This window comes from Palleronia aestuarii (genome assembly GCF_003253995.1).
Classification (GTDB): Bacteria; Pseudomonadota; Alphaproteobacteria; order Rhodobacterales; family Rhodobacteraceae; genus Palleronia; species Palleronia aestuarii.
In genome coordinates this window covers 74,617-92,167 of the sequence record NZ_QKZL01000002.1, presented here as the reverse complement: position 1 = coordinate 92,167, position 17,551 = coordinate 74,617, and the positions used below count along the sequence as shown (strand labels likewise).

Sequence of the window (17,551 nt, the reverse complement as noted above, 5' to 3'; positions counted from 1 at the left end):
TGCCGCGTTCAGATCTTGCGGCAGGAGCGCAGTTGCGCGTCGTAGAGCACGGCGCGCGACGCCACGTTGTTCGACACCGTCATGAGCCAGGGTTTCGCCGCGTGGCTGCCGCGGGCAAAACCCGTCCGCCCCTCGTGATAGGCAAGGTACTGGTTGCGGGCATCCGTGCGCGGGATGCCGAGACGACGCGTTGACGCGTCCATGTACCAGCCCATGAAGTCAGTGGCGTCGCGGATCCGGTCGCGCTTGGCACGGCGGTTGCCGGTCTCCGCCACGTACTCGTCCCAGGTCCCGTCGAGCGCCTGGGAATAGCCGTAGGCCGAGCTCTGTCGCCCCATCGGGATGATCCCGAGCGCGAAGCGGTGCGGTGTCCGCGCATTGCCGATGAATTTCGATTCCTGGTGGATCGTCGCCATCTGCACGGCGATCGGGATACCCCAGCGCCGTTCCGTCCGCCGCATGGCGGAGAGGTAATGCGGCCGTTCGCTGACGATCTCGCATGCATTCTCGAGGTTGGTAGGCGCCGTGCGTTCACTGCTGCCGCACCCGGCGACGAACAGCATGAGAACGAGGGCGCGGATTTTTCTGCTCATCTGCCTGCCCGATTTTCTTTTGTTTTGCCGTACTCTACCGGATCCCGCACCGCGCGCCAAACGATTTGGCCGTGGCTCAGATCAAAAAGGCGAGCAGGACGGGAAGCGCGATCACGCTGAGCAGGGTCGAGACGACCACGAGCCCGGCCACCGCATCGGCATCCGCGCCGTACTTGCGCGCCAGCATGTAGCTCGTCACCGCGACGGGCGTGGAGACCTGCAAGACGAGAACCGCGAAGGCCGTGGCCGGCAGGCCGAGCGCGAGGCCCGTGAGGCCGGCGATCGCGGCCGCGGCTCCGACCTTCGCCAGGGCGAGGCCCGTGGGGCGGCGGAGGCTCCGCGGGCTGAGCCCCGCCATCGCGACGCCGAGCGTGATCAGCATGAGTGGGATCGCCAATTGCCCGACAAGCTCGATGGCGTTCGTGAGAAAGGTCGGCGTCTGCCAGCCCTGCCAGAGAAAGAGCGCGCCCAGAAGCGTCGCGCCGACCAGCGGCTCGCGCAGGAAGCTCGTCATCGAGGCGCCACCCGAGACGAGCCAGATGCCGAAGGTGAAGGAGGCGACGGAGGTGACCGCGAAGACCGCGACCGCGTAGCCGAGCCCGGCATCACCGAAGGCGAAGAGCGCGAGGGGAAGGCCCAGATTGCCGGTATTGCCGAAGATGAGCGGGGCGAGATAGGTGCGCTGGTCGAGGCGGCAGACCCGGACGAGGAGCGTCATCGCGACCGTCATGCCGGCATACGCCACCAGCGCGGCCAGCGCCATGTCGCCCAGGGCGGCGGGATCGATCTCCGACGTCATCAGCGCGGCGAAGACGAGGCAGGGCGTGGCTAGGCTCATCGCGAGCCGGGTGACGAAGACGGTGGGATAGTCGAAGCCCGCGCGCACCCAGACAAAGCCCGTCGCCGCGAGCAGGAAGACCGGGGCCACGATCTCGGCGACTGTCTGAACGATGCTCACACTGTGTTTCCTCCCGACCGGACCTCGGCGATGGACACTCGCCGCCGCGAGGGACTAGGCTGCGCGGGCAAGGAGATTTCGATGCTGAGAAGCAGCGCCCGATTCCATCTCGGACAGATCGTTCGCCACCGGAAACATCCGTTCCGGGGGGTGATTTTCGACGTCGATCCGATCTTCGCCAATTCCGAGGAATGGTACGAATCGATCCCGGAGGAGGCGCGTCCCTCGAAGGACCAGCCGTTCTACCACCTCCTCGCGGAGAACGATCAGACCTATTACGTCGCTTATGTTTCCGAGCAGAACCTGATTGCCGATTATTCGGGCGTTCCGGTCGATCACCCCGATCTGGGCGACATCTTCGGCGAGATCGAGGACGGCACGTATCCGCTGCATTTCCAGCTGAACTGATCTCAGTCCTTCTCGACCGGCATGCCCGTCTGCTCCCAGGCGGTGAAGCCGCCCTCCATCTCCACGACGTTGTCGAACCCCATGTCGTTCAGCGTCTTCACGGCGAGCGCGGAGCGTTGCGCGCCCGCGCAGAAAAGGACCAGCGTACGGTCCGTCGCGAGTTCCTCGCGGTGATAGGGGCTTTCGGGATCGATCCAGAATTCAAGCATCCCGCGCGGCGCGTGCACCGCGCCCGGGATGCGGCCGGTCTTCTTCAGCTCGCGGATGTCGCGGATGTCGACGAGCTGCGCCTCGCCGGCTTCGGCCATCTCGCGGGCACGGCCGAGCGGGATCGTGCGGATTTCCGCCTTGGCAGACGCGACGAGATCAGCGACGGGAATTCTAGGCATCGTATTCTCCTCAGTAACCGAGCGCGCAGCCATCTTTGCGCGGGTCGGATGCTCCAACGAGCACGCCGTTCCCGCGGTCGATGCGGATCGCCTGGGCACCGCCGATCGCCGTCCGCGGGATCACGACCTTGTGGCCCTTCTCCTCGAGTGCGGCGCGCACCGCGTCGGAATATCCGCGTTCGACGGCCAGCTCGCCCTTGTCCGCGAAGGATCGCGGCGCGTCGATCGCCGCCTGCGGATCCATCTCGTAATCGACGAGGTTCGACAGGAACCGCGCATGTCCGTTCGGCTGATAGGCGCCGCCCATGACGCCGAAGGGCATCTCGAGCTGGCCGTCGCGTCGGATCATGCCGGGAATGATCGTGTGCATCGGTCGCTTGCCCGGTCCCGCCTCGTTCGGATGCCCCTCCTCGAGGGAGAAGCCCGCCCCGCGGTTCTGCAGCAATATTCCGAATTTCTCAGACGCGATGCCGGAGCCGAAGCCGTGGAAGATCGAATAGATGAGCGAAACCGCCATCCGGTCGCGGTCGACCACGGTGATGTAGACGGTGTCGCGGTGGACGGCTTCGGAGATCTCCGTAGGGGAGGCCATCGCCCGGTCCGGATCGATGAGCGCGGCAAGCTTCTTCGCCGTTTCCGGGTCGAGGAGGTGAGCCGCACGGGGCGCATGGTCGGGATCGGCGAGGAAGCGGTTGCGCGCGTCGTAGGCAAGCTTCGCCGCCTCCGCCTCGATATGGGCCCGCTCCGCGCCGAACGGGTCGAGAGAGGCGAGGTCGAACTGTGCGAGGATGCCCGCCATCAGGATCGCGGTCGCCCCCTGGCCGTTCGGCGGATGCTCCACTAGCTCGACGCCGCGATAGGGGCCGGAGACAGGTGCCCCGTAAGTGGCCTCCACGGCCGCGAAATCGTCGGCGTGGTGGACGCCCTCCAGCGCGTTGAGCGCGGCGATCATGTCGTCGGCGACCTCGCCCTCGTAGAAGCCCGCGCGGCCCTCCGACGCGACGCGGCGGAGGACTTCCGCCTGGCCGGGCGCACGGAAGACCTGCCCCGGCCGCGGCGCCTTTCCGTCGAAGAGATAATGCTGCCGCGCGGCGCCCTGCAGCGTCTCCGCGTCGTTCCCCCAATCGAAGGCCACCCGTGCGGCGACGGGCACGCCGGCTTCGGCATAATGGATCGCCGGTGCGAGCGTCGCGGCGAGACCGATCCGGCCGTGATCGGCGGAGAGACGGCAGATCGCGTCGATTGCGCCCGGCACGGTGACGGCATGGGCGGCGCGCAGCGGCATCACGGAATGGCCAGCGGAGCGCAAGGCGTTCGCATCCGTGGCGCGAGGGGCGCGGCCCGAGCCGTTGAGCGACACGATCTCCGCACCGTCGGCCGGCGAAATCAGCGCGAAGAGGTCACCGCCGATCCCGGTCATCTGCGGCTCGCAGATGCCGAGGAGGACGGCGCCCGCCAGCGCCGCGTCGACGGCGTTGCCGCCCGCCTCGAGGGTCTGGATCGCGACCTTCGCAGCGAGCGGATGCGACGTCGCGCAGAGGCCGTTCGCGGCGATGACCTCGGATCGTCCGGGCAGTTGAAAGTCGCGCATTTCGTTCTCGTCTGTTACCTGCGGGCGACGGTAGGTGGATCGCCCGGCAATGCCAATCCGATTGTCCGGCATATGGGCGCGTCATGGCCCGGCGGGAAAACTCTCGCCGGCGCGCAGGGATGGCGTCTGCCGCATCGGGTCCATGCTGCGCGCGTTGATCTTCATCGCACCGAGCGTGACGATCCTCGCCGCCGGGATCGAAGCGGCGATCTCGGGCCGGATCGCGACACGTCCGACCTGGGAGCACTTCGGTTTTGCGGATGATTTGGGGGAAGTGGAGAGAAGGCGGCGCTGTTCGCCGGGTCGGCGTTTCCCTCCCGACGATCGGCGAAGGGGACAACGGCGTTCGTGCCGGCTGGCAATCGCTACGAAGGCCTGCGGGCGCCCGCGTTTTGCGCGCGGCGCCCGAGGTGGTGCGTTCACTATGCCTTCCGGGCGCGCCGATAACCGATGGGCGGGCAGGATGCGTGTCAGCTCGCGCGGAGGTTCCGTCCGACGGCGAGGCGGAATTTCAGGCAGTTGCGCCCGTTCTCCCGTATGTATTCGAGATCCTCGGCGAGCGTGCGGATCAGGAACCAGCCGAAGCCGCCCTCCGCCTGATCGAGCAGCGGCACGTCGGGCTGAGGCGGGGACGTGACCGGATACCTGTTGCCGGGCATCGCGATTCCGTCGTCGTAGGCGCAGCACCGAAGGCCGGAGGGGCCGTGGCTGATCTGAAGCTCCACCATGCCGTCCTCGCGACCGGCCAGGGCGTGCTCGACGATGTTGTTCATCACCTCCGCAAGGACGAGTTCGACGGTGCCGGCCTCGTCCTCGGTCAGTTGAAGATGCTGCAGACCGCCCATCGTCGTGCGCAGCGCGTCGCGCACGGCAAGCGGCGTGTTCGGAAAGATCACCCGCAACTCGTTGTGGCCCGTGATTCGTCGGGCCTCCTCGCGACGGGACGGTTTCGCGATGTCGATCTGGATCCTAGGCATGGGCCGTGTCCGGGGAACCGAGAACGGAGGGCGGCACCGTCTCGTGGATCGTGAAGATGCTGTCCATGCGGGTCAGGCGGAACACCTTGGCCACCGCGGGCGTCATCGCGGCGAGTTCCATCTTCGCGTCGGGCGGCATCTGCTTCATCGCGCCGATGACCGCGCCGAGGCCGCTGCTGTCGAGGAACTGGACACAGCTGAGATCGAGGATGACCCGGCGATTGCCCTCGGAGGCAAGGTCGCGCATCGCATCCTTGAACTGCACCGCAACGGCCGCGTCGATCCGCTCTTCGAGGACATGGACCAGGGTCGCTTCTTCGGAGCGGAATGTTTCTATAAGCATTTGGTGGCCCTCTCGTCGTCCTGACATATCGGTACCCCCACAGGTTGAATGCATTCTTAATATCCAAAAGATAATTCGACATGACGGAATGGATTTTCGGCGCTTGCCCGCAAGGAAGAATTCGCCCACCAAGCGCCGTTCGATGAGCGGCCGGAGGGTTCGGACATGCCGGATTACACCCCGCCCCACGGGCCGATAGAGATCCTGCATCGCGACGAGGCGTTGCTTCTCGTCGCGAAGCCGGCGGGGCTGCTGACCGTTCCGGGGAAGGCGACCGCGCTGGCCGATTGCCTGCTCTCGCGGCTCGAGGAACAGGATGCGCGCGTGCGGCTCGTCCATCGGCTCGACCGCGACACGTCGGGCGTGATGGTCTTCGCCCGAAGCCGCGAGGCACAGCGTCATCTCGGCCTCCAGTTCGAGCGCCGCCATCTCTCCAAGAGATACGAGGCGCGGGTCGCGGGCGATCTCTGGCCGGAGGAGGGGTGCGTCGATCTTCCCCTGAAGGCCGATTGGCCCAATCGCCCGCGACAGATGGTGCATCCCGAGGGACGGACGGCGCGGACCTTCTGGAACGTCGTCGGCCGGTCACCGGGCGAGACACGCGTGTCGCTCCGTCCCGAAACCGGTCGGTCGCACCAGATACGCGTGCATCTTCTCGCGCTCGGTCATCCGATCCTGGGTGATACCCTTTATGCCGAGGAAACGGTGGATGCTCATCCCCGGATGATGCTGCACGCCACGGCGCTCGATTTGCGCCACCCGAACGGTGGGGCCCGGATCGGTTTCGTGTCGCCCTGTCCGTTCTAGCCCGAAGGGAACGCGGCGTTCGATCCGGGCGCGCAGCTAAGTATGGCGGCGCGGCAGCCGAAATTCCGGCTCCAACTACACGCGCATCCGCCCTCGTCGGACATGTTTCGCTCCGCGGCGCGAACAATCGTCATCGCCCCTGAAGGCTCGGCGAACGCATGTTCGTGCCATGGTCCGATGCGTGAAGATCGGGCCCGAGTTGCGCCAGGCCGTTTCCGCGACGGCGGCGCGCCCCTATATCTCGGTTAACCACAATGACAGGAGGATATTGCAGATGGCACTCCGGCTCGGCGACACCGCCCCCGACTTCACGGCCGACAGCACCGAAGGCGAGATCCGTTTTCACGATTGGATGGGCGACGGCTACGCCATCCTGTTCAGCCACCCCAAGGATTTCACGCCCGTTTGCACCACCGAACTCGGGATGATGGCGGGCATGGCGGAGGAGTTCTCCAAGCGTAACGCGAAGATCATCGGCGTTTCCGTCGATCCGGTGGACGACCACCACCGCTGGAAATCGGACATCGCGTCCTATTCCGGCCACGAGGTCGCCTATCCCATGATCGGCGATCCGGAAATGGAGGTCGCCAAGCTCTATGACATGCTTCCGGCCGAAGCCTCGGGCGATCCGTCGAAGCGTACACCCGCCGACAACCAGACGGTGCGGACGGTGTTCATCATCGGGCCCGACAAGAAGGTGAAGCTCTCGATGACCTACCCGATGACGACGGGGCGGAACTTCGACGAGATCCTGCGCGCGCTCGACTCGATCCGGCTCACCGCGGAGCACAAGGTGGCGACGCCTGCGGGCTGGGTGCAGGGCGGCGACGTCATCATCACCCCCGCGGTCAGCGACGACGAGGCGCGCGAACGGTTCGGCGGCTTCGAGAGCGGGCTGCCCTATATCCGCACGACGCGGCAGCCCGGCTGATCGGTCAGCGCGGGTCGGAACCGATGTAGCGGGCGACCACGTCGCCCCAATCCTCGGACCGGACATAGGCGAGAAGCGCGCGGTTCATCGGCTCCCTGAGCTCAGATCCTTCGGGGAGCGCGATGCCGTAATCCTGCCGGCCGATCGGTTCCGGCAGGACGCGGACGCGGCCCTGGAAGTCCTCTTCCATCAGGAATTGCAGAAGCGGGCGGTCGTGGACGAAGGCGTCGAGTTCGCCGTTCGCCAGCGCGGCGAGCCCGTCCCCGGTCGAAGGATAGGGGCGGGTGGAGATGCGGCGCACCTGCATCTCTTCCGCCCCCGACGACCCTTCGACGACGCCGACCCGGCTCGAGGCGAGGTCGGAGGCGTCGGCGACGCGGCCGCCCAACTGGCCGACGGTGAGCGCGGCTGCGATGGCGGCGGTGAAGCTCGCGACGATGATCATCGCGGTGAACATCCATATGAGCCCGACGATCCGCCCGCCGAGCGTGCGGGGCGACTTGTCGCCGTAGCCCACCGTCGTCATTGTCACCGCCGCCCACCAGAACCCGTCGCCCAGGCCCCGCACGGGCTCGCGCCGGAACTCCTCGTTGTTGCCGCGCCGCTCGAAGGCCCAGATCGCCGCGCCGGCGAGAAGGAGCACGGCGGAAAGACCCGCGAGGACTGCACCGAACTGCCATGTAAAGATGTTGCGCAGGACGCGGAACCAGCCGCCGGACGAGCCCGTGTCGACCGCGATGCCCAATCCCGTGGAATAGAAGGGATGGGTGAAGTCCACGACTTCCTCCCGCTCGGGCGTGATCGAGAGCGCGGCGATGGAGGCGTCGTAACGCCCGTCGCCCACTCCCGCGATCATCTCCGCGAGCTCGGCCTCCTCCAGCGCATAGGTGAAGTCGAGCTCGTCGGCCATGACGCGGAGAAGGTCGATGGAGATGCCCGTCCACGCGCCGTCGGGTCCGCGAAAGGCGAAGGGCGGCGCCTCGCGCGTCGCGATGATCAACTCTCCCGGCATCTCCTCCTCGAGCGGGCCCGCGAGCGCCGGCTGGCTCGTGGCGGGCGTATCCTCCTGCGCGAGGGCAAGGCCGGGCAGCAGGGTGAGGAAAGCGAGGAGACGGATCATCGGGAACCTCCGGGCGATGCGCATGGGGTCGCAGTCTGCGAAGGCGCGCTCCTGTGTCAACGGCCGGAGGTCAGAGGATCACGAGGCGGATCGCATAGGCCACGATCCCGAGTGTCGCGACGCTGGCCGCCCAGATGACGACGAACCAGGCGAGGCGCCGGATCATTCAGTGATACCCTTCTCCGGGCTTCATCTTGCCGCGGAACACCCAGTAGGCATAGCCGGTATAGGCCAGGATGATCGGCATCAGGATGATCGCACCCACGAACATGAAGAGCTGCGAGCTGAACGGGCTCGCCGCCTCCCAAAGCGTGATCTCGGGCGGGATGACGTAGGGCCACATGCTGACCCCGAGGCCGATGAAGCAGAGCAGGAAGAGCGCGAGCGTGATCGCGAAGGGCATCCAGTCGTTGCGCTCGTCGAAGAGCTCCTTGGCGAGCCAGAGGACGAGGCCCACGACGACGATCGGCACCGGCGCGACCTCGAGCATCTGCGGGAAGCTGTACCAGCGCTCGAAGTAGGCCTGTTCGAGGAAGGGCGTGGCGAGGCTCACCGCGCCGATGAACCCCACCGTGGCGAAGCCGAAGGTCCGTGCGAGGACGCGGATGCGGTGCTGCAGCCTCCCCTCGATCTTCCAGTTGAGCCAGCACGCGCCCATCAGGGCATACCCGCAGACGACCGCCACGCCGCAGAGAACCGTGAAGGGCGTCAGCCAGTCGAGCCACCCGCCGCCATAGGCGCGGCCATCGACCTCGATCCCCTGCAGGAGCGTCCCGAGGATCATGCCCTGCGTCAGTGCCGCGACGGTCGAGCCGCCGATGAAGGCCCCGTCCCAGAACCAGGTGGAGAAACCGCCATCCGCGCGCCAGCGGAACTCGAAGGCGACGCCGCGAAAGACGAGCCCGAGAAGCATCGCGATGATCAGCGGATAGACCGCCGGCATGATGATCGCGTAGGCGAGCGGAAAGGCCGCGAAGAGCCCGCCGCCGCCCAGGATCAGCCAGGTCTCGTTGCCGTCCCAGACCGGCGCGACCGTGTTCATCATCAGATCGCGGTCTTCCTTTTCGGGAAAGAACGGATAGAGGATGCCGATGCCGAGGTCGAACCCGTCGAGGACGACGTAGACATAGACGGCGAAGGCCAGCACGAGGGCCCATGCGATCGTCAGGTCGAAACTGATTTCCATGTCGCGCTACTCCGCCGGTTGCCTGCTGCTGTCGGGAAATTCGACGTTGCCGGGGGTGATGCCCGCGGTCCGGATCGGCCCCGATTCCTCCTCCGGCCCGCGTTGTCCGAGCGCCGGCGGATCGGACATGAGCTTTAGGAGATAGAGGAAGCCCGCGCCGAACACCGCGAAATAGATGAGGACGAAGGCCACCAGCGAGGCCGCCACCGCCTGCGCCCCGAGGGGGGAGACGGCGTCTGCCGTCATCATTTCGCCGTAGATGACGTAGGGCTGGCGACCCACCTCCGTCGTCATCCAGCCGGCGATGACCGCGACGAGCCCCGATGGCCCCATGAGGAGGCAGGCACGGTGCAGCCAGACGTCGTGATAGAGTTCGCCCCGCCAGCGCGACCAGAGCGACCAGAGGCCCACGCCCAGCATCAGGAGGCCGATGCCCACCATGACCCGGAACGTCCAGAAGACGATCGCGACGGGAGGCTCGAGTTCGTTCGGGATGGTATCAAGCCCGTCGAGCGAGGCGTTCCAGCCCTTGCCGAGGATCGGGCCGCCGATCTTGGGGATGGAGAGCGCATAACGCATCTCGCCCGCCTCCTGATCCGGGATACCGAAGAGAATGAGCGGGATGCCGTCCTCGTAGGTCTCGAAATGCCCCTCCATGGCGAGCACCTTGGTAGGCTGGTGTTCGTAGGTGTTGAGGCCCTGTTCGTGGCCGAAGAAGATCTGCAGCGGCGCGACGAGCGCGGCCATCCACATCGCCATCGAGAACATCGTGCGCACGCCCGGATTGCGCGAGCGGTTCTTGAGAAGGTGCCAGGCACCGACCCCGCCGACGATGAACGCGGTGGTGAGGTAGGCTGCGGTCAGGGTGTGGAAGAGGCGCGGCAGGAAGGAGGGGCTGAAGATGATCGCCCACCAATCCGCAGGCAGGTATTGCCCGTTGTCGCTCAACTCGAAGCCCTGCGGCGTCTGCATCCAGCTGTTGACCGACAGGATCCAGGTGGCCGAGATCGCGGTGCCGATGGCGACCATCAGGCAGGCCGTCATGTGCAGCCCCGGTCCAACCCTCTCCCGCCCGAAAAGCATGATGCCGAGAAAGCCCGCCTCGAGGAAGAACGCCGTCAGGACCTCGTAGGCCATGAGCGGTCCGATCACGGGCCCCGCGCGGTCGGAGAAGACCGACCAGTTCGTGCCGAACTGGTAGGACATGACGATGCCCGAGACGACGCCCATCGCGAAACTGATCGCGAAGATCTTGAGCCAGTACTTGAAGAGGCGGAGATACGCCTCGTCCTTCGTCCAGAGGAACATGCCGTTCAGGACCGCGAGGTAGCTCGCGAGCCCGATCGAGAAGGCCGGGAACAGGAAATGGAACGCGACGGTGAACCCGAACTGGATCCGGGCGAGGATCAGGGCCTCTTGGCCGAAGGTAAGGTCCATGGCGGTCTCCGGGAGTAGGGGGCCCGGTCAGAGTATGCCGGTGCGCTCGCGGAGCCAATGATGTCGTAAGCGCCAAATTGTCCGAGGGGATCAGGCCGCGGCACCTGTCAGCCGGGCGGCGATCCGTGGCGGGAGATGCGAGGAGAGGACCTCTGCCAGATAGCGCAGGGCCGAGCGCCGCGCCGCCTCGGGATAGGCGTCGAGGCTTTGCAGACAGGCAACGCTTACGGCGCCGGACCTGATTCGCTCAAGCCCGGACGGCAGGTCTTCGGGGCCGCGAATATAGGCCATTTCGGGTGGCCGGTGATGCGGCGTTCCGAGCGAGAGCTCCACATGATTGGCGAAGGCTATCGGGGAGTACTGCTCTCGCGCGCGGAACCTGTGGGAAACCTGCCGTTCGAGACATCCCGGCCGATCCGCAAGGGCCGTCTCGATGACCGAGACGCGCAGGGGATGCGGACAATGCGGCACCCGAAGAAAGGCATCGGTGAACCCGACCATCGCCGCGGCCATTTCCTGCGAGTATTCATGTCCGGCACGCCTGTTCGGCCGCCGGGCAAGCGCGCGCAGGGTTGCCGTGAGACGTCCGATCCCGCGCCGCGCGGCGGGTTTCCGCATGATCCCGCGCAGCACCGGACGTCCCTCGCGGAAAAAGTCGTCAGGGGTCGCGGGCGCGGTCAGGAGCATGTCGTCGTTGAGATAGACGAACCGTTCCGCAAGCCCAGGCAGCCGATGCATGGTCGACTCGATGCTGCGGCTGCTGAACGTCGGCAGCGCGTCCGACAGCCCGGCGAACGCATCGCGGTGATCGGCCAGCACGATCCGGTCCGGCGCGCAGAGGCCCACGGTCGCAAAGTCATCGAGCAGGTCGGGCTTCTGCGCATCCGTCAGAACGTGGATGCGCCGCAGGAAGGGCGCGAACTTCAGAAGCGACGCGATGCAGAGATAGATCTCACCCGAGTCGGTGAACCGCGTCGGCGCGGCCCCGCCTGAATGTCCGGAAGTTCCGGCAAGGCGGGCACGCTTCTCCGCATGCGCCGGATCCGCGCCGTCGACCCAGGTGATGACGGCGTCGATCGACAATCCGTCGGTCAGGCTGCAATCATCTTCGGATAGAGAACGACGCTCGTGTCCATCGGTACTTCGGGATAGAGAATCATGATGTGATCGTTGAGAAGCCCGGCGCAGCCATTGGAGACGGCCCGCCCGATCGTGCCGGGCTGGTTGGTGCCATGGATCCGCAGGAACGTGTCGCCGCGACCGGGCTGGAAGAGATAGAGAGCGCGCGCGCCGAGCGGATTGCCGGGGCCGCCGGGCATCCCGTCCTCCTCGTATTGCGCGTAGAGTTCCGGCTCCCGCTCCACCATGTCTGGCGTGGGCCGCCAGGACGGCCATTCCTTCTTCGCACCGACGTAGAACTGACCCGGCTCGTAGAGGCCGGCGCGCCCGACCCGGCAGGCATAGCGCACGGCGGTGGAGTCCGGCCGGGTGTGGTAGAGGCGGAAATGGTCCGGAAAGACGTGGATCTGGTTCGGCGGCAGCGGCGCGCGCAGGGGCACGATCGTGGGCGGGGGAACGAGCGCGGCTTGCGCGCTGGCCCCGGTCGCCGTCAATCCGAAGGCCGCGAGGCCCGTCATCAGGAAGTTGCGTCTGTCCATAGCTTAGATCCCCGGTCAGTTGATGGGCTTATATCGCCAATGGCGGCATTGGGAAACGTCTGCGCACAGGCACGTGACCCGTGCATCGCTCAGCGGCCGAGATCGCGCCCCTGCCGGGTCAGGCCGCGAATGACGCGATCGACCGTCGGCGCGGCTGCGGTCTTCGCGCCCCGGACGATCCCGTAGGTCTCGACATCTAGATCCCCGGCGACGGGAAGCCGGATCAGCCGGCCGTCCATCGCGACCCGCCCGGCGAGGAAGTCGGCGACGGCGACGGCCATGGGGGCAACGGCATCCGTCCGATCGACGAGGGCGAGGGTGAAGAGCATCGAAGTGGTGGCGGTGATCTTTCCGGGCAAGGGCAGCTTTCGTGCCAGCAAGTAGGTCTCCACCGTCCTGCGCATCAAGCCGCCGGGAGGTTGAAGGACCCATTCGAAGGCGAGGCAGTCGCGCAGCGTGGGCTCCGGTTCCGCGGCGAGCGGATGGTCCTTGCGGGCCACGATGGTCAGGGGCTCCGACCCGATCGGGTCGAACCGGAAGTGGCGGGCATCGGTCGATTGCGGGATCCTGCCGACGTAGAAATCTATATCCTCGGCCAGGAGGGCGTCGGCGAGCTTGTCGGAGGTTTCCACCTGCACGGAAAGCTCGATCTCCGGGTGGGTCGTGCGCAGGCGCTGGATGACCGGCAGGACGAGTTCCAGCGACGGCCCGGTCACCGAGCCCAGCCGAACGAGCCCGCGCTCGCCCTGAACCGTCTGGATGATCCGGTCGTGGGACTGGTCGAGGCCCGCCAGGGTGGCCACGGCCTGTTCCGCGAGGATGCGGCCGGCTTCGGTCAGGACGATGCCGCGCGGATGCCGGGCATAGAGCCGGGTACCGAGCAGATTCTCGAGCTGCGAGAGAAGCCGCGATGCCGCGGGCTGCGTCATGCCCGACTGCGCAGCGGCCGCCCCGATCCGTCCGGTCTCGAGAAGGGCCGCCATCAGACGGAGTTGCGAAAACTTGAGGCCGCGGCGGACCAGGGCATCGCCACCGCCGCGCGATAGGTTCCGGTCGTCCGACATGATGGGATCGGTATATCCAGATGAACAATCCTTATTTGACCAGTGGTATCGAACCCGTCACGTTCGGCAACGATTTTGTCGGCCGATCCAGGGAGGCGGCCGACGAACCACGGCGTACGGTTCGCTCCGCACGCCGCATCATGGGAGGACAACATGAGATTTTCGAGACGGTCGCTGATCGTCGCGACGCTGGCCGCGTCCGTGGCCATGCCCGCGCTGGCGCAGGACAAGGGCACGGTGGGCATCGCGATGCCGACGAAATCCTCGGCCCGATGGATCGACGACGGCAACAACATGGTTAAGCAGTTCCAGGAGGCGGGTTACGCCACCGATCTGCAATATGCCGAGGACGATATCCCGAACCAGCTCGCGCAGATCGAGAACATGATCACCGTGGGTGTCGATGCGCTCGTCATCGCGGCGATCGACGGCACCACGCTCACGAACGCGCTCGCCAACGCCGCGGCGATGGACATCCCCGTCGTGGCCTATGACCGATTGATCCGGGACAGCGAGAACGTCGACTATTATGCGACCTTCGACAATTTCCAGGTCGGCGTGCAACAGGCCGAGACGCTGGTCGCGGGGCTCGAGGAGCGTTTCCCGGATGCCGAGACGTGGAACGTGGAACTCTTCGGCGGCTCGCCCGACGATAACAACGCCTACTTCTTCTATGATGGCGCGATGTCGGTGCTGCAGCCTCTGATCGATGACGGCTCTATCACCATCCCGTCGGGTCAGATGGGGATGGACACCGTCGGCACGCTGCGCTGGGACGGATCGGTCGCGCAGGCGCGGATGGATAACCTTCTCTCCGCGAACTACACCGGACAGACGCTGAACGGGGTCCTGTCGCCCTATGACGGACTCTCGATCGGGATCATCTCCTCGCTGAAGGGCGTGGGCTACGGCTCGGGCGACATGGCGATGCCGATCGTCACGGGACAGGACGCGGAGGTGCCGTCGGTGAAGGCGATCCTGCGGAGCGACCAGTATTCGACGATCTTCAAGGACACGCGGGAGCTCGCGGGCGTGACCGTCGGCATGGTCGACGCGCTTCTGCAAGGCGGCGAGCCCGAGATCAACGACACGGAGACCTACGACAACGGCGTCAAGGTCGTGCCCTCCTACCTGCTCGAGCCGGTGCCGGTGACGGCGGAGAACTGGGAGGACGTCCTGGTGGGCAGCGGTTACTTCTCGAAGGACCAGATCGAGTAGGCGCCACGGCGCCCCGGCCGCAGAGCCGGGGCCGCGCTGAACGGCGACCTGCGAGGAGGCCCCGGGTCGAGCCCGGGGCGTCTGCGGTGGGGCGCCCGAAGGTCCAAGAGGGAAGGAGACGTCCTCATGCCCACCATTCTGGAAATGCGCGGAATCACTAAGGAATTCCCCGGCGTCAAGGCACTCAACAACGTGAGCCTCTCGGTCGAGGAGGGCGAGATCCACGCCCTCGTGGGCGAGAACGGCGCGGGCAAATCCACCCTCATGAAGGTTCTCTCGGGCGTCTACCCGCACGGGAGCTACTCCGGCGACATCGTGTTCGACGGCGAGGTGCGCGCCTATCGCGGGATCCGCGACAGCGAGGCGGACGGGATCATCATCATCCACCAGGAACTCGCTCTCATCCCGCTCCTGTCGATCGCGGAGAACATCTTCCTCGGCAACGAGCGCGCCCGAGGCGGGATCATCGATTGGCGGCGGACCGAGGCGCGCGCCGCCGAACTCCTCGAGCAGGTGGGGCTCAGGGAGAGCCCGAAGACGCTCGTGGACGATCTCGGTCTCGGCAAGCAGCAGCTCGTGGAGATCGCGAAGGCGCTGTCGAAGGACGTGCGGCTCATGATCCTCGACGAGCCGACCTCGTCGCTGAACGAGACCGACAGTCGCAAGCTTCTCGACCTGCTGCTCGAGTTCAAGGCGAAGGGGATGACCTCGATCCTCATCTCTCACAAGCTGAACGAGATTTCCCGCGTGGCCGACACGATCACCGTGATCCGCGACGGCGCCGCCGTCTCCCGGCTCGATTGCGCGGAGGGGATCAGCGAGGGGCGCATCATCCGCGACATGGTCGGCCGATCGCTCGACAACCGCTTTCCGGAGCGCGTGGCGCATGCGCGAGAGGAGACGGCGCTCGAGGTCCGCAACTGGACCGTGCGCCATCCGATCCATTCCGAACGCCGAGTCGTGGACGACGTGAGCTTTCACGTGAAGCGGGGCGAGGTGCTCGGCATCGCGGGGCTGATGGGGGCGGGCCGCACGGAACTCGCGATGAGCCTCTTCGGCCGTTCCTGGGGCGCCGGCATCGAGGGGGAAGCGTGGATCGGCGGCGCCCGCGCGGATCTCTCGACGGTGCGGCGCGCCATCGATGCGGGGCTCGCCTATGTCACGGAGGATCGCAAGACCTACGGCCTTGTCCTCGACGACACGATCCGGCGCAACGTCCCGCTCGCCAAGCTCGAAGCCGTGGCAGACGGGCTCGTCGTCAACCGCAATCGCGAGGCGGAGGTGGCCGAGCGCTACCGCAAGCGTCTCAACATCAAGTCCTCCTCCATCGAACAGGAGGCGGTGAACCTGTCGGGCGGCAATCAGCAGAAGGTCGTCCTGTCGAAATGGCTCTTCGCCGACCCCGACATCCTCATCCTCGATGAGCCGACGCGGGGCATCGACGTGGGCGCGAAATTCGAGATCTACACCGTGATCCGCGACCTCGCCGCATCCGGGAAGGCAATCATCGTGATCTCCTCGGAGATGCCGGAGCTCCTCGGCGTGACCGACCGGCTCTACGTGATGAACGAGGGGCGGTTCGTGGCGGAGATGGCGACGGAAGAGGCAAGCCAGGAGCGGATCATGACGGCGATCATCAAATCGGGGGAGGAAGCGGCATGACCCAGGCGAGCACCAATCCGGGGAGCGACGGGTTCACGGCAAGCCAGGCCAAGGCGAGCTGGTCCTTCCTGCGCGGGCATCTGCGCGAATACGGCATCCTCTTCGCGCTGATCGCGATCATGGTCTTCTTCCAGATCGCGACGGACGGGATCCTGCTCAAGCCAATCAACCTGACGAACCTCGTCCTACAGAACAGCTACATCGTCATCATGGCGATCGGGATGCTGCTCGTGATCGTGTCGGGACATATCGACCTTTCCGTCGGCTCGGTACTGGGCTTCGTCGGGGCACTCGCCGCCGTGATGATCGTGCAATGGGATCTGCCCTATCTGCTCGCCGCCGTTCTCTGCCTCGCGGCGGGCGCCCTGATCGGCATGGCGCAGGGATTCTGGGTCGCCTATTTCCGGATCCCGTCCTTCATCGTGACGCTTGCCGGAATGCTCGTCTTCAAGGGGCTGACGCTCTGGCTTCTCGCAGGTCAGTCGGTAGGTCCCTTTCCCGCGCAGTTCCAGCTCATCGCCTCGGGCTTCATTCCCGACATCTTCGGCGCAGAGGGGCTGAACCTCTTCTCGCTCGTGATCGGCCTCGTCGTGGCGACCGCGATCCTCGCCTTCGCGATCCGCACCCGGATGAGCCAAGCCAAGACCGGCGCGCCCACGGAGCCCTTCGCATTCTTCGCGGCGAAACACGGGCTAATCTTCGTGGCGCTCGTCTACATGAGCTGGCTGATGGCCGGTTTCCGAGGGCTGCCGAACGTCTTCATCGTCATGGCGCTCCTGATCGCCATCTACTCCTTCGTGACCAGCCGGACGACCATCGGGCGGCGCATCTATGCGATCGGCGGCAACGAGAAGGCGGCGACGCTCTCGGGCATCAACTCGCAGCGCCTTGTCTTTCTCACCTTCGCCAACATGGGGATGCTGGCCGCGCTCGCGGGCCTCGTCTTCGCCGCGCGGCTCAACACCGCGACGCCGAAGGCCGGCGTCAGCTTCGAACTCGACGTGATCGCGGCGGTCTTCATCGGCGGCGCCTCGATGGCTGGCGGCGTCGGCACGGTGGTGGGCGCGGTGATCGGCGCCTTCATCATGGGCGTGATGAACAACGGGATGTCGATCCTCGGCATCGGCATCGACTGGCAGCAATGCATCAAGGGCCTCGTCCTGCTCGCCGCCGTGATCTTCGACGTCATGAACAAGAAGAAGGGCTAGA

General features: G+C 66.2%; 19 protein-coding genes. 6 read left to right on the top strand and 13 right to left on the bottom strand.

Going from position 1 to position 17,551, the window contains the following annotated elements; all coding sequences use genetic code 11:
- Nucleotides 1–8 precede the first annotated feature (8 nt).
- Nucleotides 9–593 carry a transglycosylase SLT domain-containing protein gene (locus LX81_RS02590; RefSeq protein WP_111535735.1) on the bottom strand — a complete coding sequence of 195 codons (585 nt, stop codon included), beginning with the start codon at nt 591–593 and terminating at the stop codon, nt 9–11.
- 76 nt (nt 594–669) lie between these two features.
- Complete coding sequence (locus tag LX81_RS02585; RefSeq protein WP_111535734.1) at nt 670–1,551, bottom strand: AEC family transporter; 882 nt, start codon at nt 1,549–1,551, stop codon at nt 670–672.
- Nucleotides 1,552–1,632: 81 nt separating this feature from the next.
- On the opposite strand from LX81_RS02585, the gene hspQ reads away from it, so the two are divergent.
- Nucleotides 1,633–1,959, top strand: a complete 327-nt coding sequence (gene hspQ, locus LX81_RS02580; protein WP_111535733.1) for a heat shock protein HspQ — start codon at nt 1,633–1,635, stop codon at nt 1,957–1,959.
- 2 nt (nt 1,960–1,961) lie between these two features.
- Here the strand turns inward: hspQ and LX81_RS02575 are convergent, their stop codons facing one another.
- The 4 genes from LX81_RS02575 to LX81_RS02560 all read right to left on the bottom strand — a co-directional run bounded on the left by LX81_RS02575 (nt 1,962) and on the right by LX81_RS02560 (nt 5,259).
- A complete protein-coding gene (locus LX81_RS02575; protein WP_111535732.1) occupies nt 1,962–2,348 on the bottom strand; it encodes a rhodanese-like domain-containing protein in 387 nt (128 codons plus the stop codon).
- A 10-nt stretch (nt 2,349–2,358) separates the two neighbouring features.
- A complete protein-coding gene (locus LX81_RS02570; protein WP_111535731.1) occupies nt 2,359–3,939 on the bottom strand; it encodes a gamma-glutamyltransferase family protein in 1,581 nt (526 codons plus the stop codon).
- A 470-nt stretch (nt 3,940–4,409) separates the two neighbouring features.
- Nucleotides 4,410–4,916 carry an ATP-binding protein gene (locus LX81_RS02565; RefSeq protein WP_111535730.1) on the bottom strand — a complete coding sequence of 169 codons (507 nt, stop codon included), beginning with the start codon at nt 4,914–4,916 and terminating at the stop codon, nt 4,410–4,412.
- The gene (locus LX81_RS02560) at nt 4,909–5,259 is read right to left on the bottom strand and encodes an STAS domain-containing protein (protein WP_111535729.1); all 351 of its coding nucleotides are present in this window, start codon (nt 5,257–5,259) and stop codon (nt 4,909–4,911) included. Before LX81_RS02560 ends, LX81_RS02565 begins: the two co-directional genes overlap by 8 nt.
- Before the next feature lie 165 nt (nt 5,260–5,424).
- On the opposite strand from LX81_RS02560, the gene LX81_RS02555 reads away from it, so the two are divergent.
- Both LX81_RS02555 and LX81_RS02550 read left to right on the top strand, forming a co-directional pair.
- Nucleotides 5,425–6,066 (top strand): RluA family pseudouridine synthase, encoded by a 642-nt coding sequence (locus LX81_RS02555; protein WP_111535728.1) that lies wholly within the window; start codon nt 5,425–5,427, stop codon nt 6,064–6,066.
- Between the two features lie 274 nt (nt 6,067–6,340).
- A complete protein-coding gene (locus LX81_RS02550; RefSeq protein WP_111535727.1) occupies nt 6,341–6,997 on the top strand; it encodes a peroxiredoxin in 657 nt (218 codons plus the stop codon).
- Between the two features lie 4 nt (nt 6,998–7,001).
- On the opposite strand, the gene LX81_RS02545 is transcribed toward LX81_RS02550, so the two are convergent.
- The 7 genes from LX81_RS02545 to LX81_RS02510 form a co-directional block, all read right to left on the bottom strand.
- On the bottom strand, nt 7,002–8,117 hold the full coding sequence (locus LX81_RS02545) for a transporter substrate-binding domain-containing protein (protein WP_170133829.1): 1,116 nt from the start codon (nt 8,115–8,117) through the stop codon (nt 7,002–7,004).
- 70 nt (nt 8,118–8,187) lie between these two features.
- Nucleotides 8,188–8,283, bottom strand: coding sequence for a DUF2474 family protein (locus LX81_RS02540; protein WP_111535725.1), 96 nt, complete (start codon nt 8,281–8,283; stop codon nt 8,188–8,190).
- Nucleotides 8,284–9,303, bottom strand: a complete 1,020-nt coding sequence (gene cydB, locus LX81_RS02535; protein WP_111535724.1) for a cytochrome d ubiquinol oxidase subunit II — start codon at nt 9,301–9,303, stop codon at nt 8,284–8,286. It abuts the gene before it with no gap.
- 6 nt (nt 9,304–9,309) lie between these two features.
- On the bottom strand, nt 9,310–10,740 hold the full coding sequence (locus LX81_RS02530; RefSeq protein WP_111535723.1) for a cytochrome ubiquinol oxidase subunit I: 1,431 nt from the start codon (nt 10,738–10,740) through the stop codon (nt 9,310–9,312).
- 90 nt (nt 10,741–10,830) lie between these two features.
- Entirely contained in the window at nt 10,831–11,823 is a 993-nt protein-coding gene (locus tag LX81_RS21820; protein WP_170133828.1) for a stealth family protein, read from the bottom strand.
- A gap of 8 nt (nt 11,824–11,831) precedes the next feature.
- Entirely contained in the window at nt 11,832–12,398 is a 567-nt protein-coding gene (locus LX81_RS02515) for a L,D-transpeptidase (RefSeq protein ID WP_111535721.1), read from the bottom strand.
- An 89-nt stretch (nt 12,399–12,487) separates the two neighbouring features.
- Nucleotides 12,488–13,462 carry a LysR family transcriptional regulator gene (locus tag LX81_RS02510; RefSeq protein ID WP_111535720.1) on the bottom strand — a complete coding sequence of 325 codons (975 nt, stop codon included), beginning with the start codon at nt 13,460–13,462 and terminating at the stop codon, nt 12,488–12,490.
- Nucleotides 13,463–13,669: 207 nt separating this feature from the next.
- Between LX81_RS02510 and chvE the strand changes: the two genes are divergently transcribed.
- The 3 genes from chvE to mmsB all read left to right on the top strand — a co-directional run bounded on the left by chvE (nt 13,670) and on the right by mmsB (nt 17,550).
- Nucleotides 13,670–14,680, top strand: a complete 1,011-nt coding sequence (chvE, locus tag LX81_RS02505) for a multiple monosaccharide ABC transporter substrate-binding protein (RefSeq protein ID WP_373280264.1) — start codon at nt 13,670–13,672, stop codon at nt 14,678–14,680.
- Between the two features lie 126 nt (nt 14,681–14,806).
- Entirely contained in the window at nt 14,807–16,342 is a 1,536-nt protein-coding gene (gene mmsA / locus LX81_RS02500) for a multiple monosaccharide ABC transporter ATP-binding protein (RefSeq protein ID WP_111535718.1), read from the top strand.
- Entirely contained in the window at nt 16,339–17,550 is a 1,212-nt protein-coding gene (mmsB, locus tag LX81_RS02495; RefSeq protein WP_111535717.1) for a multiple monosaccharide ABC transporter permease, read from the top strand. Before mmsA ends, mmsB begins: the two co-directional genes overlap by 4 nt.
- Nucleotide 17,551 lies beyond the last annotated feature (1 nt).